The organism is Patescibacteria group bacterium, from assembly GCA_023473585.1.
In the GTDB taxonomy this organism is placed as follows: domain Bacteria; phylum Patescibacteriota; class Microgenomatia; order JAMCYU01; family JAMCYU01; genus JAMCYU01.
Window position 1 is genome coordinate 47,598 of sequence record JAMCYU010000004.1, and the last position, 25,274, is coordinate 72,871.

At 38.5% G+C, this 25,274-nt stretch carries 29 protein-coding genes and 2 tRNA genes; 27 read left to right on the top strand and 4 right to left on the bottom strand.

Annotated elements, in window-relative coordinates; translation table 11 throughout:
• Positions 1 to 5 precede the first annotated feature (5 nt).
• The 11 genes from M1575_01240 to M1575_01290 all read left to right on the top strand — a co-directional run bounded on the left by M1575_01240 (position 6) and on the right by M1575_01290 (position 9,102).
• Positions 6 to 1,628 (top strand): argininosuccinate synthase, encoded by a 1,623-nt coding sequence (locus tag M1575_01240; protein ID MCL5095342.1) that lies wholly within the window; start codon positions 6 to 8, stop codon positions 1,626 to 1,628.
• Positions 1,625 to 3,049, top strand: a complete 1,425-nt coding sequence (locus M1575_01245) for an amidohydrolase family protein (protein ID MCL5095343.1) — start codon at positions 1,625 to 1,627, stop codon at positions 3,047 to 3,049. Before M1575_01240 ends, M1575_01245 begins: the two co-directional genes overlap by 4 nt.
• Positions 3,050 to 3,054: 5 nt before the next feature.
• Positions 3,055 to 4,215, top strand: a complete 1,161-nt coding sequence (locus M1575_01250; GenBank protein ID MCL5095344.1) for a hypothetical protein — start codon at positions 3,055 to 3,057, stop codon at positions 4,213 to 4,215.
• A 21-nt stretch (positions 4,216 to 4,236) separates the two neighbouring features.
• Positions 4,237 to 5,073 carry a uracil phosphoribosyltransferase gene (gene upp, locus M1575_01255; protein MCL5095345.1) on the top strand — a complete coding sequence of 279 codons (837 nt, stop codon included), beginning with the start codon at positions 4,237 to 4,239 and terminating at the stop codon, positions 5,071 to 5,073.
• 23 nt (positions 5,074 to 5,096) lie between these two features.
• Positions 5,097 to 6,719, top strand: a complete 1,623-nt coding sequence (locus M1575_01260; protein ID MCL5095346.1) for a CTP synthase — start codon at positions 5,097 to 5,099, stop codon at positions 6,717 to 6,719.
• 41 nt (positions 6,720 to 6,760) lie between these two features.
• On the top strand, positions 6,761 to 7,102 hold the full coding sequence (gene rplS / locus M1575_01265; protein ID MCL5095347.1) for a 50S ribosomal protein L19: 342 nt from the start codon (positions 6,761 to 6,763) through the stop codon (positions 7,100 to 7,102).
• A 12-nt stretch (positions 7,103 to 7,114) separates the two neighbouring features.
• A complete protein-coding gene (locus tag M1575_01270) occupies positions 7,115 to 7,474 on the top strand; it encodes a YraN family protein (GenBank protein MCL5095348.1) in 360 nt (119 codons plus the stop codon).
• Positions 7,475 to 7,605: 131 nt separating this feature from the next.
• Positions 7,606 to 7,680 (top strand) — tRNA-Lys (locus tag M1575_01275).
• Between the two features lie 304 nt (positions 7,681 to 7,984).
• Positions 7,985 to 8,647: a hypothetical protein gene (locus M1575_01280; GenBank protein ID MCL5095349.1), complete on the top strand. Its 663-nt coding sequence runs from the start codon at positions 7,985 to 7,987 to the stop codon at positions 8,645 to 8,647.
• Positions 8,648 to 8,791: 144 nt separating this feature from the next.
• On the top strand, positions 8,792 to 9,043 hold the full coding sequence (locus M1575_01285; protein ID MCL5095350.1) for a GIY-YIG nuclease family protein: 252 nt from the start codon (positions 8,792 to 8,794) through the stop codon (positions 9,041 to 9,043).
• Positions 9,029 to 9,102, top strand: a tRNA-Glu gene (locus M1575_01290). Before M1575_01285 ends, M1575_01290 begins: the two co-directional genes overlap by 15 nt.
• 156 nt (positions 9,103 to 9,258) lie before the next feature.
• On the opposite strand, the gene M1575_01295 is transcribed toward M1575_01290, so the two are convergent.
• Positions 9,259 to 10,293 carry a glycosyltransferase family 9 protein gene (locus tag M1575_01295; GenBank protein MCL5095351.1) on the bottom strand — a complete coding sequence of 345 codons (1,035 nt, stop codon included), beginning with the start codon at positions 10,291 to 10,293 and terminating at the stop codon, positions 9,259 to 9,261.
• 190 nt (positions 10,294 to 10,483) lie between these two features.
• On the opposite strand from M1575_01295, the gene M1575_01300 reads away from it, so the two are divergent.
• Positions 10,484 to 10,879 carry a hypothetical protein gene (locus M1575_01300; protein ID MCL5095352.1) on the top strand — a complete coding sequence of 132 codons (396 nt, stop codon included), beginning with the start codon at positions 10,484 to 10,486 and terminating at the stop codon, positions 10,877 to 10,879.
• Between the two features lie 11 nt (positions 10,880 to 10,890).
• Positions 10,891 to 11,091 (top strand): hypothetical protein, encoded by a 201-nt coding sequence (locus M1575_01305; protein MCL5095353.1) that lies wholly within the window; start codon positions 10,891 to 10,893, stop codon positions 11,089 to 11,091.
• Here M1575_01305 and M1575_01310 read toward each other — a convergent pair.
• The 3 genes from M1575_01310 to M1575_01320 are packed head-to-tail and all read right to left on the bottom strand — an operon-like array spanning position 11,063 to position 13,785.
• Positions 11,063 to 11,803, bottom strand: a complete 741-nt coding sequence (locus M1575_01310; protein ID MCL5095354.1) for a hypothetical protein — start codon at positions 11,801 to 11,803, stop codon at positions 11,063 to 11,065. The genes M1575_01305 and M1575_01310 overlap by 29 nt on opposite strands.
• Positions 11,800 to 12,816, bottom strand: a complete 1,017-nt coding sequence (locus tag M1575_01315; GenBank protein MCL5095355.1) for a hypothetical protein — start codon at positions 12,814 to 12,816, stop codon at positions 11,800 to 11,802. Before M1575_01315 ends, M1575_01310 begins: the two co-directional genes overlap by 4 nt.
• A 6-nt stretch (positions 12,817 to 12,822) precedes the next feature.
• Positions 12,823 to 13,785, bottom strand: a complete 963-nt coding sequence (locus M1575_01320) for an MBL fold metallo-hydrolase (GenBank protein ID MCL5095356.1) — start codon at positions 13,783 to 13,785, stop codon at positions 12,823 to 12,825.
• Positions 13,786 to 14,466: 681 nt separating this feature from the next.
• Between M1575_01320 and glmS the strand changes: the two genes are divergently transcribed.
• From glmS to M1575_01390, 14 genes are all read left to right on the top strand, one after another.
• Positions 14,467 to 16,236 carry a glutamine--fructose-6-phosphate transaminase (isomerizing) gene (glmS, locus tag M1575_01325; GenBank protein MCL5095357.1) on the top strand — a complete coding sequence of 590 codons (1,770 nt, stop codon included), beginning with the start codon at positions 14,467 to 14,469 and terminating at the stop codon, positions 16,234 to 16,236.
• A 12-nt stretch (positions 16,237 to 16,248) separates the two neighbouring features.
• Positions 16,249 to 16,539, top strand: a complete 291-nt coding sequence (locus M1575_01330; protein MCL5095358.1) for a methyltransferase — start codon at positions 16,249 to 16,251, stop codon at positions 16,537 to 16,539.
• The gene (locus tag M1575_01335; protein ID MCL5095359.1) at positions 16,523 to 16,972 is read left to right on the top strand and encodes a hypothetical protein; all 450 of its coding nucleotides are present in this window, start codon (positions 16,523 to 16,525) and stop codon (positions 16,970 to 16,972) included. The genes M1575_01330 and M1575_01335 overlap by 17 nt, the downstream gene beginning before the upstream one ends.
• Positions 16,965 to 18,206 carry an aspartate aminotransferase family protein gene (locus M1575_01340; protein MCL5095360.1) on the top strand — a complete coding sequence of 414 codons (1,242 nt, stop codon included), beginning with the start codon at positions 16,965 to 16,967 and terminating at the stop codon, positions 18,204 to 18,206. Before M1575_01335 ends, M1575_01340 begins: the two co-directional genes overlap by 8 nt.
• Positions 18,203 to 18,913, top strand: coding sequence for a hypothetical protein (locus tag M1575_01345; GenBank protein MCL5095361.1), 711 nt, complete (start codon positions 18,203 to 18,205; stop codon positions 18,911 to 18,913). Before M1575_01340 ends, M1575_01345 begins: the two co-directional genes overlap by 4 nt.
• A 61-nt stretch (positions 18,914 to 18,974) precedes the next feature.
• Complete coding sequence (locus M1575_01350; GenBank protein ID MCL5095362.1) at positions 18,975 to 19,787, top strand: glucosamine-6-phosphate deaminase; 813 nt, start codon at positions 18,975 to 18,977, stop codon at positions 19,785 to 19,787.
• A gap of 17 nt (positions 19,788 to 19,804) precedes the next feature.
• Positions 19,805 to 20,092, top strand: coding sequence for a hypothetical protein (locus M1575_01355; protein MCL5095363.1), 288 nt, complete (start codon positions 19,805 to 19,807; stop codon positions 20,090 to 20,092).
• Positions 20,093 to 20,530 carry a DUF1295 domain-containing protein gene (locus M1575_01360; protein ID MCL5095364.1) on the top strand — a complete coding sequence of 146 codons (438 nt, stop codon included), beginning with the start codon at positions 20,093 to 20,095 and terminating at the stop codon, positions 20,528 to 20,530.
• A 353-nt stretch (positions 20,531 to 20,883) separates the two neighbouring features.
• Positions 20,884 to 21,990, top strand: a complete 1,107-nt coding sequence (gene metK / locus M1575_01365; protein ID MCL5095365.1) for a methionine adenosyltransferase — start codon at positions 20,884 to 20,886, stop codon at positions 21,988 to 21,990.
• A 43-nt stretch (positions 21,991 to 22,033) separates the two neighbouring features.
• The gene (locus M1575_01370) at positions 22,034 to 22,285 is read left to right on the top strand and encodes a hypothetical protein (protein ID MCL5095366.1); all 252 of its coding nucleotides are present in this window, start codon (positions 22,034 to 22,036) and stop codon (positions 22,283 to 22,285) included.
• A 94-nt stretch (positions 22,286 to 22,379) separates the two neighbouring features.
• Positions 22,380 to 22,802, top strand: coding sequence for an NUDIX domain-containing protein (locus M1575_01375; GenBank protein MCL5095367.1), 423 nt, complete (start codon positions 22,380 to 22,382; stop codon positions 22,800 to 22,802).
• 5 nt (positions 22,803 to 22,807) lie between these two features.
• Complete coding sequence (locus tag M1575_01380) at positions 22,808 to 23,182, top strand: metallopeptidase (GenBank protein MCL5095368.1); 375 nt, start codon at positions 22,808 to 22,810, stop codon at positions 23,180 to 23,182.
• Positions 23,179 to 23,874, top strand: a complete 696-nt coding sequence (locus M1575_01385; protein MCL5095369.1) for a hypothetical protein — start codon at positions 23,179 to 23,181, stop codon at positions 23,872 to 23,874. The genes M1575_01380 and M1575_01385 overlap by 4 nt, the downstream gene beginning before the upstream one ends.
• Positions 23,875 to 23,884: 10 nt before the next feature.
• Positions 23,885 to 25,270, top strand: coding sequence for a phosphomannomutase/phosphoglucomutase (locus M1575_01390; GenBank protein ID MCL5095370.1), 1,386 nt, complete (start codon positions 23,885 to 23,887; stop codon positions 25,268 to 25,270).
• Positions 25,271 to 25,274: the final 4 nt, after the last annotated feature.

The window sequence follows — 25,274 nt, forward strand, 5'->3', positions numbered from 1 at the left end:
AATATATGGAACAACAACATTACGTTAAGGTTTCTTCGTATGAAGGAAGAAAAGGAGAGGTTCGGAGAGTTATTCTTCTTTATTCCGGTGGATTAGATACCTCGGTCATGCTTAGGTGGATTCAAAATGAATATAAAGCCAAAGTAATTGCCTTAACCATTGATATTGGTCAGCAAACTGATAATCTGGAAGAAATCAAAAAGAAAGCCCTAAAGCTTGGAGCTATTAAAGCTTATATTATTGACGCCAAAAATGAATTTGCCGACGATTATATCTCTAAAGGAATTAAAGCTAACGCTCATTATCAGGGCAAGTATTATTTGAGTACGCCTTTAGGCAGGCCGCTTTTAGCTAAGTGGGCGGTGCAAATTGCTCAACAAGAGGAGGCCGATTGTTTTGCTCATGGTTGTACCGGAAAAGGGAATGATCAAGTAAGACTTGAAGGAACAGCTTTAACCTTAAATCCTGACATAAAAATTATTGCTCCGGTGCGAGAATGGAGTATGGGAAGAGACGAAGAGTTGATTTACGCCAAAAAGCATGGAATTCAGGTTAAACAAACCGTAGCCCGTCCTTATTCTTATGATGACAATATGTGGGGAGTAACTGGAGAGTCGGGTGAGATAGAAAATCCGGCTCTTATCCCTCCTCTGGAGAAAATTTTGCAAGTTTGCCAACTTCCTGAAAAAGCTCCTAACCAACCAGAATTTATTAGCCTTGAATTTGTTAAGGGTTTACCGGTTGCACTTAATGGGGAAAATTATAAACTTGTCGATTTAATTATCAAACTCAACAAAATTGGAGCAAAACACGGAGTAGGAATTACCCATCATCTTGAAGACAGAGTGGTAGGACTCAAGGTAAGAGGAATTTACGAGGCGCCGGCGGCTGAGATAATTATTACTGCTCATTGGAGTTTGGAAAAATATGTTTCCAGCAGAACGGAGAATGAGTTCAAGGAAATTATTGATGAACGCTGGGGATATCTTTGTTATGGAGGATTATGGTATGAACCGTTGATGGAAGACTTAAATGCCTATATTGATAAGGTTAACGAAAAAGTAACAGGAAAAGTGACACTGAAACTATATAAAGGGACGGCTATTGTGGTTGCTCTAGAAACTCCCAACACCATTTTTGATGAAAAATTAGCGACCTTCATGAAGTCGGCGGCTTTTAATCAAAATGCTAGTTCGGGCTTTATTGAAATTTATACTTTACAAATGAGACTAGCTCAACAGGCAGAAAAAACGGCCCTTCTGGCTATTGGAGAAATGATTGATAAAAAGCGACTTTCGCCAGCGGCGCAAAAACTCACAGAATTAAAATATAAACTTTACGCTACTCCGAAAACTCACTTTTTCCTTAAAGAGATTGGAATTCCCAGTATTATGGTTTACAAGATCAGTCAAAAAGGAGAGCCTAATCTTTTAGACCAGTTGGTGCAAAAGAGATTCGACTTAATTATTAATATTCCGCATGGTGGCAAAGTTAAAAAAGAAATGACCGACGGTAAAATCATTCGTCAAAAAGCGATTGAGACCGGAACGACCTTAATTACAGAATCCGAAGTAGCCGAACATCTGGTTGAAAAACTTTATCACGCGAAATTCGGTAAAAAACAATGAAGTCGATTTTAATTAAAAACGCTGATTATTTGGTGACGATGGATAAAGACCGGCATGTTTTAAGAAACAGTTCGGTTTACATTGAGCCTCCAAAGATTGTTAAAATTGGTGGTCTTGGACAAAAAGCCGACAGGATAATTGATGCTAAAGGAAAAATCGTTTTCCCTGGTTTTATTAATACCCACCTTCACACGCCGCAAGTTTTTCATCGACATTGTCCGGCACAACAAAACAAACCGATCGACCAATGGATACAAATTACCACTTCGATTAACAGAGAAATTGATGAAGAGTCTATGTATTTGGGGGCACTTATTTGCTTTGCTGAATTGATATATTCAGGTGTAACGACTACTTCCGATTATTTTTACCCTTATCCAAAGGGGAAAGAAAAAATTAACGAATCAACAATTAAAGCAGCCCAAAAAATTGGCTTACGCTTTACCAGTATTAGGGGAAGCATGACCTTGAGTCGTAAAGATGGTGCTCATTATCCTGACGATGTGGTTGAAACTAGCGAAGAAATTGTCGAGAGAAGCCAGCGGTTTATTGAAAAATATCATGATAATTCGCCTTTTTCGATGATACGAATTGGTATTGGTCCATGTCTTCCTTTTGCCAGTACCCAAAAAGATTTCCAAAATGCCGCCGCCTTAGCAAGAAAATATCGAGGAGTAATTCTACAGACACATGCCGCAGAGTCTTTATGGGAAGCCGAATACACTCGAGAAAAATTTGGCGTTTCACCAATTGGCTTAATGGAAAAAACGGGTTTTTTAGGGAAAGACGTTGGTTTAGCACACTGTAACGTTTGTAATGATTCCGAAATAGATTTGCTTGCCGAAACGAGGACCAACGTTATTATTACGCCGGTCTGTAATACTCGTGATGCCGCTGATGGAAATTTAATTGCCCCGATAAATAAACTACTGGCAAAAAAAATAAATATTTCTATTGGAACCGATGGGCCAGCCAGTAATGACTCAATGAACTTTTTAGAAGAGATGCGTTATTTACGGGTTGTTTCGATGGGGAAGCTTGGTTTGGATTATCTTTCTCCTTCAAAAGTTTTTGATATAGGGACTTTAGGAGGAGCTAAAACGCTCAATAGGCAAGACATTGGTTCAATAGAAGAGGGGAAAGCGGCCGATTTAGTAGTTTTTAATCCCGAAGATGAATTAAACCATGCTGGGGCAATCAATAAATGGGGGGCCCTAATCTCTTGTCAAGCAATTAAACCAGAATATGTAATAATTAACGGGCAAGTAATCGTTGATAAAAAAGAACTCATAACCTTAAATTTAAACACGGCCCTAAAAAAATTCCAAAAGCGACATCACGTGGTGATAAAAAGGGCTCAACAAAAATTAGCATGGAATTTAAACGAATATTCTTTTTGGGAGCGTTCAATTTGGAGTTGAAGATGATGAAATCTAAAGACAGATCAGGACCTACACCTCCCGCTACCGATCATATGGAATTCACGATCACTGATCAATGTGGATTAATTGCTGCTGGAAAGGCCTGTCCCGGTTGTACTGCCATTAACGTTCAGAATCGAGGACAAAGAGAACCACAAATGGATGCCTCTAAAATTATTTCCACCTTGGAAAAAGACGCAGCCAATGGCGTTAATTTATTTACCCTTCAAGGTGGGGAGCCGCTAACCGTTAAGGGTATTCATCAAATTCTGCGCTATTTATCCCAATCACCCAAAATTGATGCGTTAGTTTACACCTCGTCATATGGTTTAATTACCAAAGAAGGTAAATTTACGGATTCATTTTTTAAACTTAAAGCGGCTGGTTTTTTGAAGCTTTATCTTTTGGCTAGTGTTGACAAATTAATTCTGAAAGAGACTGATATTATCAGAAACGACGGTAGTGCTTTTAAATCATTTTATGGACTTAAATTAATGGAGGCTTTGGCTAAAGAAGGATATCGTGATATCGGCATTCATCAAACATTAAGATCGGACAATTTAAAATATTCGCTTGATCTTTATAAATGGGCTAGTGAAAGAAATCTTTTATATTCTTGTTGTCCATTAGTTTGGAAGCCTTATACCAGTAGAAAAAGAAATAAGATTCCTTTGGAAAATTTTTCCAACAGGTTGACTAATAAAAATAAACCTAAATTACGGAAAATTATCAATTACCTGGTAGAGACAGAAACAAAAAGATTGAAAAAGGGATTGCCAAGAACCATTGTTCCTTCTTCGGCATTCTTAAGGCTGATTCCGGAATTTGCCCCTAATAATCTTATAAGTTGCAGAGAATACAGAAACATGATTAGGCCATTGATGGGACGGGATATTGCGCCGGATGGCAAGGAAAGGTGGTGCGCCGCCCAAGACACCTATCAAGATGCTTTAGTCTGTCAGGGTTGCCATTATATTTGTCTTGATAGAGGGACTCCAGGTGAATATTGGAATTTTGAGCATTTGGCAGGAAGATTGAAAGCAGAAGATATTCGTTGGCAGAACTATATTGTTTCAAGAAAAGTACCCGGTTTTGATCAATCTAGAAGAAATCTAATCTTTTATCAAAAATCGCCCACAGAAGAAAAAGATTTTTTCCAAGCTTAATTTAATAAGGAGGTAACGCGTATGTCTAAAATCGATCGCTTAAATAAGCAGCCTTCACGGGAAGACGTTCTTCCTTATATCTGGTTATTGCCAGAAAGAAATGATGTTTTTTCACCCATGCAAATTAACGTTATCCTGGCTTCCTTAACAAGGCTTAGGGATAAAAATACCGATGTTAGCACCTTCAGACATCATGTTGGTCATTTGACCGATTATCTTCTTCAGGCGATGCTCAAATTAAAAATCATCAAGACAAAAATAATAACTCCGCTTATGAAAAAAACTGAAGGTTGGGAGTTTGAGGCGCCGGTAGTCATATTTTTTATTAACCGCGCGGGCTTAACCATGGGTTTATCGGCGGCTAGAGATTTACCCTACGGTACTCCAATCGGAGAATTTGACGTTCATCGAGATGAAAAAAATCTTGAGGGAATTTTGGAAGATTATAATCTTCCTCCGGATATTTCCGGGAAAACGGTTTTAATCCTTGATCCCATGAATGCTGCCGGTGGTTCAATTGAGTGTGTCTGGCAAGTAATCAAAAAAGAATATCTGGAAAAAAGGAAGCAAAAAATCGCCGGTGTTAAAATAGGCAACCTTATTTCGGCTCCATTAGGAGTGGCGGAGTTAAAAAGAATTATTCCCGAAGCGGAAATTTTTACCGTTTCTTTAGATGAATATTTAACTCAACCGGGAGAAACAAAATTTCCTCCGGGCTACATTATTCCCGGTTTAGGTGATGCCGGTGACCGTCAATTTGGTCATGGACGTTCGGAGCTTTTTTTAGGTGCCCAAAAAATGCTTGATAGTTTTGTTAACTTTAAAGATCCCTCCAGAATTAGATTGATAAGGAAATAGCTTTTTGCTAATTTAAATCGAATATGACAAAATTCATCTTTATTTCCGGCGGGGTTATTTCCGGTGTCGGCAAGGGCGTGACAACGGCCTCAATCGCCCTTCTTCTTAAATCCGCCGGTTTAAAAGTTTCGCCGATTAAAATCGACATGTATTTAAACATTGACGCCGGAACGATCAGGCCCCAGGAGCACGGCGAAATTTTTGTGACTGACGATGGCCTGGAAACAGACGAAGACATCGGTCACTACGAACGCTTTCTTAATGAATCGCTGAATCGGACCCATTATATTACGACAGGCCAGATCTACCAGGAAGTTATACGCAAAGAAAGGGCTTTTGAGTATAAAGGCGAAGACGTTGAGGCGATACCTCATGTGACGGACGAGATTATCAGAAGAATTAAAGTTTGCGGCGAAAAAAACAAAGCCGATGTGGTTTTGATTGAGTTAGGAGGAACAGTCGGCGAATATCAAAACTCCATTTTCTTCGAGGCCAACCGAATCATGAAGCTCAAAAACCCCAATGACGTTTTTCACCTTCACGTTGCTTATCTACCGCTTTTAGCTTCGGTGGGAGAGTTAAAATCAAAACCAGTTCAGACGTCAGTTCATATTCTAAATTCCCTAGGCATCCAGCCTGATTTTTTAGTTGCCCGTTCCGAGAAGAAAATTGACAAGAAAAGACTGGAAAGACTGGCGCTGTTTTGTAATTTAAATGAAGAAGAGATTATTGACAACCCAGATTTTAAAAGTATCTACGAGGTGCCCCTAAACTTTGAAAGACAAAATTTCAGCCGAAAGATTCTTGCCAAATTCGGAATTAAGAACAGAAAAGCTAATTTAAATGACTGGTGTCTCATGACCAATAAAATAGAAAATTCTCCTAAGGAAGTTAAGATTGCTTTGGTAGGTAAATATTTTATAACCGGCGATTATTTTTTAATGGATGCTTATGTTTCCGTGGTTGAAGCCTTAAAACATGCCGGCGCTTATTTGGGGGTGAAGCCTCTTATTTCCTGGCTGGACAGCGAAGAGATCGAAAAAAAGGGGTCAGATATTTTAAAGAAATTTGACGCCATTTTGGTGCCTCAAGGATGGGGGAGTCGGGGAATTGAGGGGAAAATTGAAGCGGTCAAATTTGCCAGAGAAAATAAAGTCCCCTATCTTGGGCTTTGTTTCGGGATGCAGATGGCGGTTGTGGAATTTGCCCGCAATGTCTGTCACTTAAAAGACGCCAATACCGGTGAGGCGGGCATAAAAACCGCAAACGAGGTTATTCATATTATGCCGGAACAAGAGGCCTATCTTCAAAAAAAACAATACGGCGGAACGATAAGGTTAGGTTCTTGGCCCTGCCAATTAGTCAAGGGTACGAAAACCGCTTTTTATTACGAAAAAGAAGCCAGAGATGGACAAGTTTACGAACGGCATCGTCATCGTTATGAGTTTAACAATAAATATCGCGGGCTTATGGAGAAAAACGGCTTGATTATTGCCGGTTTGTCTCCTGACGGGAAATTGGTTGAAGCCATCGAACTTGGCCTACATCCTTTTTTTATCGGGACGCAATTTCATCCGGAATATAAAAGCCGGCCTCTTTCGCCGCACCCTCTTTTTTTAGGTCTTTTAAAAGCGGCAGCTAAATGAATGGCTTGTTTTAACTAGATTTTTTTGGTAAAATACGTTCTATGGCTAATTCCATGAAATTTCAAGAGACTTCTTTTGCCGTCGGCGATACGGTTAGAGTTGACTATAAAATCATCGAAAAGGAAAAAGTTTCCGGCGTTAAAAAACACGAGGAAAAAGAAGAGGTCAGAGAAAGAGTCCAGCCTTTTGAGGGCGTGGTTTTATCCGTTCGCGGTAGCGGTGAAAACGCCAGTTTTACGGTGAGAAAAATCGCGGTCGGCGGAATTGGGGTCGAAAGAATTTTTCCTCTAAGTTCTCCCTGGATTAAGAAAATTACCGTTAAAAAACCCGGTCATTTTAGACGGGCAAAATTGTATTACTTAAGAGGCAGGAAAGAGCTTTAAGAGATTTTTTGCATGTTTATAAGTAACCTCGGAAAAAGAGGCGAAGACCAAGCCTGTCTTTATCTTCAAAAAAATGGCTATAAAATTCTCCAGAGAAATTTCCGCAGCCGCCTTGGGGAAATCGACATTATCGCCCTTGAAGAGCAAACCGTTGTTTTTATTGAGGTCAAAACCAGGTTCAGCAAACAGTTTGGTCCGCCTGAAGAGGCGGTAACGCCCTGGAAAATCAGATCAATTATCAAAACGGCCCAATACTTTCAAATGCTTCATCCCAAACTGCCGGAAAGTTTAAGAATTGACGTGGTGGCCATCACCCTTGCCCCAAACGGCGAAACAAAGGAAATAAAATTAATTAAAAACGTGACTTCGTAAAAATTCCGAGTTGCCTGAAGGCTGGCCTAGATGATATAATAAATTCCATAAATCACACATGGGTCGCTAGCTCAAACGAGAAAAAGAGTTAAAATCTTCAAGGGGAAGAATTTTATTTATAAAACAGTTCTGGGCCCGTAGCTCAATGGTAGAGCAGCAGCCTTTTAAGCTGTTTGTTGAGCGTTCGACTCGCTCCGGGCTCACCAAGCTCAATGGTAGATCCGTCAGCTGACGGACTTTAAAGCTTTGGGTTCAGGGTTTCCTTCGACTTCGCTCAGGAGAAACGAATCCCTGGCGACTCACCAAGCTCAATGGCAAAAAAGAAAAACTATCTTCTTTTCCTTCCCTTCGTGAAAAAGTTGACAAGCTTCGTGAAAAAACTTAGCATAAAGATGGAAGCATAAAAATACGAGCGTTGTCCGCCTCCGCTTTCGATAAGCGCTTCGGCAGGACTAAAAGAAGCTTTAAAACTCGCAAGCTCGTTAAAAGCTTCTAGAGGAGGTGAAAAAAATGCAAGGATTAAGTCAGATTATTTCCAATATCATCACTTCATCGTTGTTCAAACTCGCGTCCTATTTTCCGCAGTTTTTAGGCGGCCTGATTGTTCTAGTGATTGGCTTAATCGTGGCGGCCATACTGCACCGCGTGGTTTTGGAATTTTTCAAGTTAGTCAAGGTTTCCGAATGGTTGGAAAAAGCCAAAGTTGCCAAAGCCGGTGACTTTAATGTTTGGCCGGGACTTTTAGCGGAACTGATTCGCTGGACAACGATCATTTTATTCCTGGTGCCGGCGGTTGAAGCTTGGGGAGTTCCCAGAGTGACGGAAGTTTTGAACAAACTTTTGTTCTATCTTCCCAATGTCTTTGTGGCTGTCGTTATCGGTCTTATCGGGATTGTTATTGCCAACTTAACCTACGACGTTGTCCGACACGGAGCCAGGAATTTAGGGTCAACTTCGGCTAATGCCATCGGTGGTATTGCCCGTTATTCCATTTTAATTTTTACGGCCTTAATTGTTCTTAATCAATTGGGAGTGGCTTCAGTCTTGATTCAGACATTATTTACGGGCATTATCGCCATGTTGGCCTTGGCCGGAGGTTTGGCTTTTGGTTTGGGCGGACAGGAAACGGCGAAGGACGTTTTAAACGGTCTAAGACAGAAGCTGGAAAGATAAGTAAAGGATTAGGCTTTTGTTGATATCTTAATCTTAATTAAGGTATAATATTTGTTGTTATGCGGCGCCTTCGTTCCCGATGGTAGATTCCATCGGGATCCCGATGACAACGATCATCGGGGCTAGCGGCCAAGGATAACAAAAATGATTGCCACTTATATTTTACAAAATACAAAGGGAATGTATTATATTGGTAGCACTAGCGATTTAGAGAAGAGATTAGAAAAACATAAAAAGGGTTATTCCAGATTTACTAAAAGTAAAGGCCCTTTTAAAATTGTATATAGAGAAATTTATAATAATCTTGCAGAAGCAAAGAAAAGAGAATATTATTTAAAATCCCTTAAAAGTAGAAAATTTATAGAAAAATTAATAGAACGCGCCGCGTTCGTCTAGAGGCCCAGGACGGATGGTTTTCAGCCATCAAATCGTGGGTTCGAATCCCACACGCGGTACTTAATAAAAACGCTATAGAAATAAGAAACTTGGAAAGCCAGTAAATCACCGGTTTACCCCGTAAAATCGTTTTTCCCGATGCGAAATTGTAAATATTAAGAGGAGGTAAAATTTTATCGTGGTTCGAATCCGGTAGGCACTACATTAGAACGTCGCTAAGAACTAAACCTCACAGGATTCATGAAACTGTCGTGGAGAAGATCATATGTCGCTTCCAAAACGTCTTTCACGGAAATATTTTTTAGACCAATTTTTAATTCGTCATCTAAAGTTAAATTTTCAATTTTGGTACTATAGAGGGGGTTATATTTGCCTGGCGAAGTTATTTTTAAGCCCATTTCGTAATTCTCAATTTCACAATAAGGCTTCGGAGAGCAGATAGCTACGGTTTTTATTTTTAAAGCGATGGCGGCAAAAAGAGCAAAAGTTGTTGCACTGACAACAACTTCACAGTTATTCAATAGAGCCATAAATTGGCCAAGTGTATTATTGCATTGGTTTCCTGGAATATTAAATTTACGGAGTTTTTGTACTGCATGGTTATAGATTTCTGTTTCTTCAGGTCCGCCCAAAAGGAATGGTTTGACGCCTGGAATTTTATTAAGCTCTTCAGCTAGTTTTATAAAGTAGTCTATTGGCCATCTTTTTCTTGCGTGTTTCTTTTTTGAGCCTAAATTCAACCCAATAATTTTATACCTTTGAATTTTAAGTTTTTTTAAATAATTCATTGCATATTCGGAGTCGTTTTTATCAAGCAGAAGATGTATGGGTTGATTTTTCCATTTCATGCCGACTGATTCCAAAAGAAGCTGTTGTATGGGTTTTTTATTTTCCTCTCTGAATTTATCGTCGATTTGGAATCTATATAAGTCTGTGGAAACCGGACTAGCAATTTTTGGCAGGCCGTTATGGTTCATTTCAAAACCGAATTTTATCGGGCTTTCTATCAAGTGAGTTAAACTTAGGGTAACGGGATTTACTTCGAAATTATAGATAAAGTCAAATTTTTCGGACAGAAGGGTTAAAAGATTTATAGGATCATCGGATAAAATTCTATCAACAGAAGGGCAATATTTTAAAATTTGTATGCCTTCTTTGTTGGTCAGAAACGTGATTTGGCTTGGATTATGTTGTCTTTTAAATTCATCTCCCACGATGGTAGTTCTTAATACGCTTCCGATGCCTCCCATTTCAATTATCAAGAGCCTTTTACCAATTGGGGTACAGTATGGGCTGGGGCATGTTGTATGATGGGCTAAAGCTACCCTACACGGTTTGTAGCCGTTAAAAAATCTACAGGTAGGATTTAAGAGATAGCTCAAAGGATAGCGATTTTTTTGAGTATGCATACGATTAATGTATAATCGAGATAATTCTACTATGAATTATCAGATTGGGCAAATTAAATTTCCGATAATAATTCTTTTGGGAGGCGTTTTTGGAGTTGGAAAGACAACGCTGTCGTATAACTTATCCCGTCTTTTAGGAATAAAACAGAGAACTTCGGTAGGGGTAATATCTAAAACATTACAGTATTTATATCCTGGAAAAAAGTCTATCCGTACTCTTGACAATCTTGAACGGAATGAATGCGATTACAAAACATTTTTAAAACAGAGCCACTTGATGTGCTCTATTGTCAACTACATTATGAGAATTGCTCATGATGATGGGGTTGATTATATTATTGATGGTGTTCAGCTTTTACCAACTTTTATAAAGTTTCGGAAAAATGTTCTTTACCTTTTTTTAAAATGTTCGAGCGCAAAAAATTAAGACAGAGGTTGGTGAATTCTACGTCACACAGAAAAAGATATAGAGAGACGAGTTTGGAGCAAGTCAAAAAGTTAATTTCTTTACAGCAATTTTTTATCGACTCGATCAATGAGGGAAAAAATGTCAGAATTATTGATGGAGAGAAAAGCGAAGAAGGGGTGACAAAAGAAGCTTTAGAAGTAATTAAAGAGTGGATAAAAGTTTCTTTTTAGCATCATCAAAAGTGTTCGTGGATTTTGAAATTTTAAAAAATCTTGAAACCTCTTTCTTTATAAGGCGGTCTTTATTAGATATAATATATATCAATCTAAGATAATCTCTATCTTTCGGTGTGATGGATAAAACAAATTTCTTCCGGGGTTTTTTCGGAAAAGGCAAGTGGAAATACATAACTAAATGGTTAATGAATTCTGGTCTTATAATTGCTATTTGTAAAAAACAAGAAAGAGTCAGTCTTTCAAAGTTGAAATATCGGTTGACTTTCCAGGAGATTTTCTGATCCCTCTCGTTTTTTCTTATAAACATCCAATAAAATTGTTTATGATTTATTAAAGGGGGTGTTGCATCAAGATAAATTAAGTTATTGTTAAGAATCGCGAAGTTATCAGGTTTAGGATCAATGCTTACGGTAATTTTTTCCTGCGATTTTATTTTTGTTAGTAAATCCAGGAGTTTATTGACATAATTTTTATATTCTTTGAGGTTACATTTTGTCATTTCTTGAGAAAGGAGTTTGTTATAAAACGGTTCAATAATCTTAACTTTTTTATTTGTGCACAAAATTTTGTATGGATAGGGTGTTTGGATATTGACTAGTTTCAGTTGGGAACGAAAAAGCTTAATTGCTTGACAGAGCTCTCGGACTTTTTGTGGAGATAAATGTCCGTATTTATCGGAGAGAATTTTGGTGAATTTTTTATTCATAAAAGTGTTTGAATAATTATGTCTTCTCTTTTTTCCAAAGAAATGAATTCAAGATGGTTTTTTGCCCTTAACATTCCCCTGACAATTACCTTATCTCCTGTTTCTACCATTTTTTGGAGAACCCATTCCATACTTATGACAGATACTGGTTGTCCGGCGATATCTACAATATATTCTCTTGGGAAAGAAGCAGAGTTACGAATATTTATTGCTATTCCTTCTTCGTTTACAGCGTGTATCTTTTTCGAACCTAGAACGGTTTGCATTCGATATTCCTCGCGGTTAAAGCTTCCCGACAATGCGATTTTTATTATGGATCCTTCTTTCGTCCCTGCTAAATATCTATTGCGAAGCTTGGCAATTCTTTTTGCTTGCTCAAAAGAAATGTTAAACCTCTGGCTGTAATCTCTGGCATATTCATCTTGTCTTTCTTCTGGTATTGGTTGAAAATCAAGATGCTTCAGAATATAAGGATCTTTTAATTTAGAGTCAACTAAGGCAAAATTTTCTCCTCCGTAAACGAAAAGATCAAGGTCTGACTGAGGTTTGGCTAAGAGAAAACCCCAGGAGCCCATTAATCCAAAGTCTATTCCGGGGAAAAAAACTGTTAATCTTTTAAGGATTTCGGAGTGGGGGGAGTTGGTGTCTAAAACCCTATTTATTATTCTTCTTGCCGAGAAAACTCTGTTTTTTTCATCAAGAGGTACGGCAAGAATTGAAATTTCTGCTTCTTCGTCTAGGACGACAAAATCGTCTAGTTTTTGATCTTTTAGATCCTCTACTCTTTTATTGTATGGTACGTAATCTTTAACATAAAGCCCGTTTAGAAGAGGTGAACTTCTATCTCCGCTTGGAGATGATCTGAATTCAAAAGTGGCAGGAACCATTCGTCTCCCTGACTGGGCTATAACTACAAGAGGATCTCTGACTGCAGCTGCTCTTTCATCGGTAATTAACTTATCGTGCGACCATAAATCGTCAGGTAGGGGCTGGATCTTTTCGAATTTATTCATATTTTATTAGCATAAGGGGGCTATTAATCCTTCTGATGGAATAATACGGACCAATATATTGGTTTCTGATTCTAGGTAATTTACAAGTAGCTCATTGGAGTTACTTGTAATTAAGTCTTCCGGATATAAATGAGTGATAAAACAAGCTTTAATTTTAGATCCCTTCAAAATGTCAACTAGGTCAATTCCTGAAAGATGATATTTGGAGTGTTTTGTGTAGATTGGATCATTGATGCAAACTATAAGAATATCGACTTGAGAAAACTTTCTTTTTATTATTTGATGAATTGAGGCAATTTTAGCAAACTGATTTTTATAGCTAAATTCTTCCGCATTAAATAACTTACCATTTTGATCTTGGATTTTTTTCGAATATCCGGTGTCGGGAATATAGCCTATTTTGACGTTTTTGTTTTCTAAGATAAAACCGTAGGTATCTTTTATAGAATGAAAAAGCTTAACCGGAATAATATTGATATTATCGAAAGTTATCTCTTTATTCGGCATAATTTCAATTAAAGAGATTCTGTTGTCATTTAGAAAATAATCTCCCACAATTTTTTGTTTAAACACAGTTTTTGGAGCAATAATGCAGATATTTTTGTCAGGCTGGAGTGTAATAAATTCAAGAGCGGTATTTATACCGGCGGTGTGATCTATATGGTTGTGAGAGACGAAAACAGAGTTAATAGAGAGGAGATCTTCGATCTTTGAAATTCTTCCGAGAAGCTCTGCGCCGGGGTCGACAAGCAATTTAAGTTTGTCTAAAGAGATTATAAACCCTCCATAGAGCCATTTTGTTGAAAGGACAAGATCATCCCTCAAGTAATTAGGAAATTTGAAAAAAGAAATAAAATTAGATTTTTTTTGTTTCTGACTTTTCTTAATTATCTCAAATTTTCTTTTTTTTCTTTCTTGTCTGACTTTTGTGGCGATGTGGGTCATTTGGTCAAAAATTGATTTTTCCATGGCCCTATTATATCATTAGGCTGAATATTATGAGAAAAATACTGGTAACTGGTGCTTCCGGTTTAAGTAGATTAGTAATATAGTGTTCAAAGAAGTGAAAGTTAGGGCTACCGCGAGAATTTAGAACCTCTATTCAAAAAGGAGTTTCATCACTGACGATGCTTGTTTGCCCTTAGGGCCAGCATTTGACGTTTTATCTCCAACCTTTTTTTCGTTTTATGTGAGTGGGATTTATGTCGAGCTCCCACTTTGGTATCTTTTCTTGCCATAAACCTCATTATACAACAAAATTTAGATAAAAGTACATAGTTTGTTGGTAGATTACCAGGGATTTTGGTATAATAAATAACAGTTATACTTTAGAGGAAAGGAGGTTATAGGGCGGTTTGTAGGAATACAAGCGTGGGGCCCCGAGCGGAGCCAAGTCTGACTTGGCGGTGTCGAGGGGAGACGAGGAGGAGGCCATAGGCCAAAGACCTGTGGGATCGGACTTAATTTAGGCAAAACCTAAATTAAAGTATCTGCGGAAACCTCCAGGTTGGATTAGCAACCTTAAGAATTTTTTAAAAAACCTTATCGCAAGATAAGAAACAAAGAGAAATTTAACTAATAACCGCTAAATAAACTTCAATCTTTTATTTTTATTAATTCAATAATTTTCTTCTCTTAAAGGAGGTTTTTATGTGTGGAATATTTGGTTATGTTGGTAATAAAAATAATGCAGCGGAGTTAACTCTTGAAGCGCTTAAAAAGCTTGAATATCGTGGTTATGATTCTTGGGGAATAGGCGTAGAAGCCGGCAGAAAATTTATTATTGATAAACACGCAGGTAAAATCGGTATTGCCAAGACAAATTTACCCAGCAGTAATTTTGCTTTTGGACATACACGTTGGGCAACTCATGGTGGTGTTACTGATACAAACGCTCATCCCCATTTGGATTGTACCGGCAAAATTGCCGTGGTTCACAATGGCATCGTCGAAAATTACCAGGAGATTAAAAATCTACTCGCTGGAAGACATAAAATTGTTTCAGAAACAGATACAGAATTAGTAGCCCATCTGATAGAGGATTTTTATTATCATAAAAAACTTCCTCTACACGAAGCTGTCAGGCAAGCCTTTTTAAGGCTGCGTGGTTTATCTGCATTTTTAGTCGCCGAAACAAGTAGCAAAACTCTTGTTGCTGTAAAAACAGGGTCTCCTTTAGTTGTAGGAATCGGTAAAGAAGAAAATATGGTGGGTTCAGATGTTAACTGTTTATTATCTTTAACGAAAAACGTTATTTTTATTGAGGATGGTCAGCTGGCGCAGATTACGGATAGCCATATTAACCTTTTTTCCGTCGAGACTGGCAAAGAAATTAAGCCTAAAGTACAAAAAGTCTCCTGGGAAGAGACTACTACTACAAAAGAAAACTTTCCTTACTTTATGCTTAAAGAAATTTATGAACAACCAAGAATTCTGACGAATATAATGAATACCTTTGACGATAAGATAAATTTTTTTTCGGCAAAGATAAAGAGTTCATCGCAGGTAACTTTTGTTGGTTGTGGTACGGCAAACTATGCTGGACTTAGTGGTACATATTTACTTTCTCTTTTAGCAAACAAGAAGGCAAATTCTTTTCCAGGGAGTGAATTTCCATATTACCAAAATTTCCTAGATAAGAACAGTTTTCCAATATTTCTATCGCAAAGTGGAGAGACCATAGATATAGTCCAACCTGCAGTAGAACTAAAAAGAAAAGGTCTGGAAATTGGGGCGATAGTAAACAACCTAGGCTCTACCCTCTATAGACTTGCAGATCATAAGATACTTCTTGAAGCTGGTCCGGAAATCTGTGTGTTGTCAACAAAAGTCTTTACTGCCAAACTGGCCATATTACTTCTTGTTGGACACGATTTGGGTAAAAACCTAGCTAAAGGAAAAGAAAAGCTACAAAAAGCAATTAGAGTAACGAATAAAATTCTTTCGAAGCAGTACTATAAGAAATATCTATATAAACTAGTTCAAAGACTGGCAAAAGTGCAACACATATATATTATCGGAAGAGGATTGTCTTATCCTGTTGCCTTAGAAGCTGCACTTAAGATTAAAGAAGTTTCCTATATCCACACAGAAGGCTTTGCAGGTGGCGAGCTAAAACATGGGGTGATAGCCTTAATCGAGAAAAATACTCCAGTTATAGTTTATGCCCCCAATGACGAAACATTACTCGAGATGTTGTCAAATGCCATGGAGATTAAAGCAAGGGGCGGATACATTATCGGAATATCTCATACTAACAACAAAATCTTTGACTGGTATCTGCCTGTGGATGATGCCCAAGAAGCCACAATAATACCCAATGTCGTTCTTGCTCAATTAATTGGTTATCACATCGCTGTTTTGCTTGGAAAAGATCCAGATAAACCCAGAAATCTTGCTAAGTCTGTCACAGTGAAGTAATATATAAGCTTAATGGGTATTCCCAAAGCGAAGATTATTGTGACAGAAGGAGTAAATAAAACTGATTATTATTCTGATACTCTTTTAGAGTACCTTACTGTCTTTTTAGGTAAAACTCCCAAAATACATTCTTTACTTGAAATCGGAACCGGAAGAGGATATTTATCAATTATTCTGGCTAAAATATATCGTCGTATAAATAAAATTATAGCTACCGATATAGATGATAAAGCCGTAAATTTAGCACGTAAAAATATAGCTATCAATAATTTACAAAAAAAAGATTTTGGTCAAAAAAGGTAGTTTGTTTAATCCCGTAAAGAATCAAAAATTTGATCTTATCGTCTCGGTTCCTCCGCAAATGCCACTTACAAGACAAGACGTGCAAAACCTTTTTCCCAAAGTTCAACAATACCATCTAACCACCAGTGTTGGTGGCAAAAACGGGAGGAGCATAGTAGATAAAATCATAAGCAATGCGCCAAAATATTTGCTTCCAGGCGGAATGGTTTGTTTTGCGCACTCTGATATTATTGGCGTCAAACAAAGTTTAAGAAAACTTAGAGTTCAACAACTTCGTGCTATGATACTGGGAAGCAAAGATAAATTGTTGAGGGAAACAACACTTACTCGCTTATCAAAACAAATTATTGAAAGAACAGGATATAGATTTCGTAGAAACGATCAAAATCAGGAATTTTTTTCTATTTATGTAATAGTTGGTATTTATGATTAATTTTCGTCACCTTACTAAAAATATTATTCCATCAAATAAAAACATCGTTGTCAAAAAAGCGCTGGGTGCCATTTTTTGGGATAGCCAAGGTAAGGATTATATCGATTTTAGTGCACAGACTCTTAATTTGAGTTTAGGCCAATGTCACCCGGAGATCACAAGGGCAGTTATTACCCAACTTAAGAAATATAATTTTCTTTCTTCACGCTTTGTTTGCGAACCTTTGATGCAATTGTCAGAGGTAATTATAAACCTAGCCCCCAAAGAATTATCCAAAATTAACATTAAATTAACAGATGGAAGTGATGCAAACGAAAGCGCTTTTAAACGAGTAAGGAAGTACCATAAAAAGTTAACGATTGCCTCGTTATACAAAAGTCATTTAGGCGAAACGTCTGAAACTATAGTTGCAAGTGGAAAAAATTTTGAAAATAGATTTTATATCGGGGGTAGTCAAAAATTTACGTTTTTCCCTCCTCCTCATCCAGACTTTATACCTTCATGTAAAACAACCAAAGAGGCAGAAAAAATCTCACTTCTACATCTTAAGAGTTTATTACAAAGGAATAACGATATATGTGCAGTTATTGTCGAACCGATTATGGTAAATGCTGGAGTATATATATTATCTCCAGATTATCTGCGCGGGCTTCGCGCTCTCTGCGATGAATATCACGTGAGTCTAATTTTTGATGAAATACAGACGGCTTTTGGATGGATAGGCACCTTTTTTGCTGCTTCAAAATACAAGATTACACCAGATATCGTGACTTTAGGTAAAGCAATTTCTCCTGGATTTCCCCTTGCTGCAGTTCTCATGCAACCCCAATATGATCTTTTAGAATATGGAGAAGACGAATTTACTAACGGTGGGAATCCTCTTTCGTGCATTGTGGCCTTGAAGAATATAGAGATTCTTAAACGAATGGGAATTGAAAAAATGGTGTTAGAAAAGAGCAATTTAATATTTAAACTCCTCTCCAATGTTCAAAGGGACTATCCATTTATCAAAGAAATTAGAGGAGAAGGATTAATTTGGGGAGTAGATTTTGATAAAAAAACTTCTCCATTCAGTACACAACAAATATATAATCGTGCCCTATCAAACGGCCTTGTTTTAAGGAAAAGTCAAGATGGTTATGGATCAAGCTTAGTGATCAAACCCCCCTTAATAATTACTAATAACGAGATTGAAGAAGGGATTGAGAGACTTAGATGGTCCTTGGCTCTATGAGCTTCAAAGAAATCGATAGACCACCAATAATCGGGGAATTAAATATCCAACATTTTGTTGTCGATGAAAATGGCCATCTTTTTCTTAAACGAATTCCTAAGGAGAATCCAGCGCTTCTGGAACGAATAAGAGCCGAGTATGTGGGGACACACTTTTTTGCTCTTGGGGGGAGTTTTAGAAGAAGAACGTCAAAAGAACAAGCTCTTTTTGCAAAACAAGCTGCATCCAATAAGCTCCGGGTCTTAACGCCAAAGTATATAGATGGAGAAGTAACTTATTATCCATTCATGGAAAAAGCACAAACTCTAGACAGGTTTTTCCAGAAACCATTTTTGCAACCGGAGATCGTAGTTGGTCAACTTCTCGAAGATCTTCGTGCTGCCCACACTTTGGGTGTTAACTATGGAGATCGTTGGCACCCAAACATATTGGTTGTTCCCAATATTGGCATAATGCATATAGATTTTGATATTGAGATATCTGGGTCATGCGCAAAAGAATTTGAGACTGCCCAAGTAGTTTATTACACAGTGCTTTCAGGTAAAAATAAGGTTATTTCTCTAATAAGTGATTTTTTAGCTTACAGATTGTGGTGCAACTCCAAACTGGTCGCACATTTCCTTGAGGCAAAAATAGCCTTTTTCCAAGGGACAGATTATGGCGGGATAGAAGACTCTATTAGGGCTATTATTCAAAAGACACTCTAAAAAGAGTTTTGGGCAACGGAACTTGACATTGTATACCTATTAGGTATATATTCTTGGTTGTATGTTAGCAGAAAAGAGGACTTTGGCGCTTTCATATCAGGAAATAACTCATCCCGAAATATCATCTATTCGTGTGTTCCCGACTCCTGAAGAAACAGCAAGAGGTGCAGCGGAAGAAATTGTCAGAGTGGTTCAAGCAAATCCATCCGCCGCTATAACTTATGCCACAGGAGATACGATGATTCCAGTTTATGCGCATTTGACCCAAGCGGTACAAGGAAGACAGGTCAGCTTTGCCGAAACTATAGGTTTTCACTTGGATGAGTATTATCCTACAGGACCGGAACCTGATAAGTACCCACATAGTTTTGTTAGTTATTTGAGACAACGAGTTTTTGGTCCGTTACAGATTGCAATGGCCAATGAGCTTAATGGTCTTGCTCCTGATCCCGAGGCGGAAGTGCGTCGATATGACGGTCTTCTGAGCGCTCAGCTCATTGACTTAGCAATTTTAGGGATCGGTCCATGGTCTGATACAAGACAAAGCGGTTGCCATATTGCCCTTAATGAATCGGGTACGCCGTTTAGCACTCGAACACACGTTGCCGAACTCAATGAAGTTACGGTTTCGCGTGACAGACAAGAACGTGGTCAAGATACGCCCAGCCGGGCACTTACTCAAGGAATTGCTAATATATTAGAGGCAAAACAAATTTATCTTATTGCTTATGGAGAGAATAAAGGCATGTCACTTCGGGAGGCCCTATATGGAGAAGTCGGTGTTCGACGACCGGCCTCCGCTCTTCGTGTGCAAGGACATAAAGTTAAAATGTTTATTGATCGGGCTGCCGCATCACAACTTAAGGAGAGTTAAGACACGGACCATTGGCCTTGGTGGAGAAAGGCACTCCTTGTCTTGTTTTTCTTCCTAACGATGAAACTTACGGCGCCAATTTGGCCGGAGCCATGGAAATGAAAGCCAGGGGCGGTTATGTCATCGGTATCTCGTATAAAAAACACGAACTTTTCGATGATTTTCTGCCGGTTGATGACGCCAGTGAGGCAACGATTATTCCGAATATCATTACCGGTCAGACGCTTGCCTATTATCTAACCATGGAAAAAGGCCTTGATCCGGATAAACCCAGGAATTTGGCCAAAAGCGTCACCGTCAAATAAATGATAAAGAAGATCGTCAACTTCAGCCTTACTTTCTTTATTCCTCTTTTGTATTTTTTGGGATTAATCGTGATTTTACAAACCATGAAAATAACCAATTTCCCCTTGGCGATTTTAGGATTAATAGTTACTTTTTTGGGTTTATTTTTTTGGGGCTTGGGTTTTTATTTTTTAGGCCGGCCGTCTTTCGCGGTTTTACCGAAAGCCAAAAAACTGCAAACCAAGGGTCTTTATAAATATTTTCGCCATCCGATTTATCTTGGCATTACTTTAACTCTTTTGGGTTTATCCTTAAGCACGTCTTCGCTTTTGGGTTTTATCTACACCATAATCATTATTATCCCCTTAAATATTCTAAGAGCCAAAAGAGAAGAAAGAGTTTTAATCGCTAAATTCGGCCCAGAGTATTTAGAATATCAGGAAAAAACCCTAATTTAAAATTAAGACTTGACACGGTTTCTTTATTTTTATAACATCAATTTAATTGAATATTTATATCGAAGATAAATGAGCAAATATCTTCGATTAATTTCGCTTTGCTCATTATCAAGAGCGGTAGGTAGTCCCTCCCAATCTTACTTTTCGCCTTATTAGATTTCTACTGCGGCTCAAAGAGCGATTTTGGAAGGGCGCGGGAACTAGCCCGTTAATCTACCCAGCAACCCGTAAAGACGGGTGCTAAATCTAGACCCCGGCGAGGGGAGAGATAGGGTTACCGCCATCAGGTAACAATCTTAACCAGACAACTCTCTCCAGGGAGAGTTTTTTTATGTTTTAAAGGAGGTTTTTTTATGACTTATCAATATTTTACTTCCGAGTCCGTAGCCGCCGGACATCCCGATAAAATTTGTGACCAGATTTCCGACAGTATTTTGGATGAGGCGATAAAAGTTGATCCCCAAAGCCGCGTCGCTTTGGAAACAATGGTGACCAAACAAAGAATCGTTTTGGCCGGAGAGGTAACCTGTTTGGCTAAATTGGATTTTAAAAAAATTGCCAGAAAAAAGATTAAAGAGTTGGGCTACATCGATAAAATCTATCAATTTACCGATCGATCCCCGATTTCCGTTTATATCCACAAACAATCGCCGGATATTGCCAGGGGCGTTGATGATGGTGGTGCCGGTGATCAGGGGATGATGTTCGGTTATGCCTGCAGGGAGACGCCGGAGCTGATGCCCCTGCCTATTACCTTGGCTCATCGGTTGGTGGAAAAAATGGATGAATTAAGAGAAAAAAAAGTGCTTGCCTATCTTCGGCCCGATGGTAAAAGCGAAGTTAAGGTTAAATATTTAAACGGCATCCCAAAATCTGTCGAACAAATAATTTTGGCGGTTCCCAATCGTCCGGAAATTTCAAAAGAAAAACTGGCAAGAGATTTATTTATAAAGGTCATTAGTCCTGTACTCAAAAATTACGGTTACACGGTAACCCAAGATAAAGTGATTATTAACGGTACGGGAAGATGGGAAATCGGCGGACCGGTCTCCGATACCGGCGTCACGGGCAGAAAAATTGCGGTTGATACTTATGGCGGCATGGGAAGGCTTGGCGGCGGTTGTTTTTCCGGTAAAGATCCGACTAAGGTCGATCGTTCCGGTGCTTATGCGGCCAGGTTTATCGCTAAAAACATTGTCGCCAAAAATTTGGCTGATCGTTGTGAGGTTCAATTGGCCTACGTAATTGGCTATCAAAAACCGGTAACTTATGCGCTGGAAACCTTTGGAACCGAAAAAGTTAAAATCAGCAAAATTAAAAAATTAAGCCTGGAAATCTTAGATCTTTCCGTATCGGGCATCGTCAATAATTTAAAATTGCGGCAGCCAATTTATGCGCAGAGCGCTTGTTACGGGCATTTTGGCCGGGATATTTTTCCTTGGGAAAAAATTGTTGTATAATAATGAGTGAAACGAATTAATCAAAGATGAGGAGGTGATAATTATGAGCGATAAAAAAATTGGCAAGATAACTCATTTTTACGATAAAATCGGAGTCGCGGTTGTTTCCTTGTTCGGAGGATTAAAGGTTGGTGACCAGATAAAAATTTCCGGACACGATCAGGAATTTTCCCAAACTGTCTCGTCAATCCAAATAGAACACGAAAAAATTAACGAAGCCAAAAAGGGACAGATTGTCGGTTTAAAAGTCGAAAAGCCGGTTAAGGAAAGCGACGAAATTTTTAAAGTTGAATAGCTGTTTTTCCTGCTTTTTGGTCGTTTTAGGCGAAGGCCCCTCTTTTCCTCTTTTTAAGCTTGCTTATGGAAGTCAAAAAGACTAAAATCCTCTTATGAAAATGGAAATTTCGGCCGGAGGTGTTATCTATACTCAAAAAGGCCCAAAAAAAATTAAAATTCTGCTTTTGCTGGATAAGAATAATCATTGGACATTCCCTAAGGGTTTAATTGAAAAGGGCGAAGAAAAGATCGAAGCGGCCAGAAGAGAAACCAAAGAAGAGGTCGGACTGCAAAGATTAAAGATGAAGGTTGCTCTTTCGCCTATTAAATATTGGTATAAATGGAAAGAACAAATTGTCAGAAAAACCGTCTATTATTTTCTTTTTGAAGGAGACGAGACCGAAAAACTTAAACCTCAGGAAGAAGAAGGGATTAAAGAAGTCAAGTGGGTTTCTCTTGAGAAGACGTTTGAAATCATCGGTTATCCCAAAACAAACGAGCCGATTTTAAAAGAAGTTAAACAACAATTGCTTTAAAATCTATGGATTGGTTTTTTGCCTCAGACATTCAAGAGTCTATTAAAAAAATCGTGGCTTCGTTAATGATGGGTCATGTTGATCCCAAAAGAGTGATTTGTTTCCGAAGCCAGGGTTCCAAAGCTCACGCCAGGGCCAGGATTTGGAGTTTGCCGCGCGTTTGGCAAAAAGCTTTAAATCTGCCCGCCCACTACGTTTTGGAGGTTATTTCGGAAAAGTTTGATCATTTGTCCGACGATGACCAAAAGCGCATTCTTATTCATGAACTTTTGCATATTCCTAAAAACTTTTCCGGCTCGCTTCTTCTCCACCGGGGAAGAGGAAGAAGGATTGACACGCACAAAGTAGAGCAACTTTTTCAGGAATATAAAAAAAGATGATCACGATTCTTCACGGCGAAAATCATTTGGCTTCAAGAAACCAGCTCGAAGCTTTGAAAAAAGAACAAAAGAACGAGGAAATTCTTTCTTTGGACGGCAAAAAAATCACCCTAAATGATTTAATCCAGGCTCTTGAAGCGCCTTCATTACTAGCTTCCTCCCGACTGGTGGTTATCGAACGCTTCTTCTCTTTGAAAAAAAGCGAAGAAAAACAAAAGATGATCACCTATCTTGTCGAAAATCAAAAAAAGGTCAATTTGCTTCTTTGGGAAGATGAGGAAGTTGCCAAAACCACGCTTGCTCAATTTTCTGGCGCGAAAATCCTGCTTTTTAAGAATGAGGGCGTTATTTTTAAGTTTTTAGAATCTCTAAAACCAGGTTGCACAGAAGAAATGCTTGCCCTTCTTAAAAAAGCCTTAGATTCGGAAATTCCCGAAATAATTTTTTCTTTGCTTATCAGACAATTAAGGTTACTTTTGTTGATGACCACTGAAACAAAAGAAGAAGCAGAGGATCTTAAGCGTTTGGCAACATGGCAAAAGGAAAAATTGGCAAGGCAAGCCAAGGACTTTACCCAGAAACAATTAATAAGCTCTTACCATGAACTTTTGGAAATTGATTCTCAGCAAAAAACCGGCCAAAATGCCTTTGATTTAAAGAAAACTCTTGAAATTTTTATCATGAACCTCTAAGATAAAAATAATGGAAAAAATCGACCCTGCAATTTTTAAGGCCTATGACATCAGGGGCATTTACCCCGTCGCTTTGGACGAAGACTTGGCCTATAAAATCGGCCGCGTTTTTGCCCAAATGATTAAAAAAGAAAACCCCGGCAAAAAGATCGTCATTGTTCTGTCGCGCGATATGCGCTTATCTTCTCCTTCTTTGCACGAGCAAGTTCTCCAGGGTTTTGCCGACGAAGAGGTTGAGGTTATTGATATCGGCCTGGCCTCAACGCCGCTGTTTTATTTTGCCGTCGCGACTTTTAAAGCCGACGCCGGCATGCAGATTACCGCCTCTCATAATCCTAAAGCCTATAACGGTTTTAAAATGACCCGCCAAAAGGCCAGTCCGGTTAACGGCGATAACGGTATTTACCAAATGCGCGACGCCATTTTATCTTCAAATTTTGAGAAATTAAATAAACCCTTAAAAGTTCAAGATCGGGAGATTCTGGCTCTTTACCTTGAGCACGCGAGACAATACGTCAAAGACAAAGGGATGACCAAAAAAATTATTATTGATTCAGCCAATGCCATGGCCGGGATTGATTTGGCTTCATTTTTCCAAAGTTTTCCCAACATAGAAGTGACTTATCTTAACCAAAAACTTGACGGTTCTTTTCCCGCCCATGAAGCCAACCCCTTAAAAGAAGAAACCCTAGAGACTTTGAAAAAACAGGTGCTTGAGAGAAAAGCCGATTTTGGGATCGCGACGGACGGGGATGGTGACCGATATATGTTTATTGACGAGAAGGGACAATATGTCCGGTCTGACCTTGTTAATGCTCTTCTGGCCAGAAAAACGGTTACCGAGGGCAAAGGAGAACCCATACTTTACGATTTAAGAAGCAGCAAGGTCGTTGCGGAGGAAGTGGAAAAATACGGCGGTAGGGCTTTAAAATGCCGGGTGGGTCACTCGTTTATTAAAAAACAAATGCGGGAAGTTGACGCTTATTTTGCCGCCGAATTATCGGGGCACTTCTACTTGGAAGTCATGCCTGATTCCTATTTTGAGTTTCCCTTATTTGTGGTCGCGAAATTAATGGAAATTCTTGAAGAGGCAAAAAAACCATTATCGGAAATGATTAAGCCTTTGAGAAAATATTTCCACACCAATGAGTTTAATTTCAAAATTGAAGATAAAGAAAAGGCCATGGCGGCCTTTGAAAAAAAATATCAAGACGGTCAACAGTTTAAGCTGGACGGTTTATCAATCGAATACCCGAGCTGGTGGTTTAACGTCCGCATGTCTAACACGGAACCCTTATTAAGGTTTAATTTGGAAAGCGACACCGAAGAAGAAATGCAAAGAAAAAAAGAAGAAGTCAGCCAAATAATTTTATCTTTAGGCGGCGAAAAAGAGTAAAAAA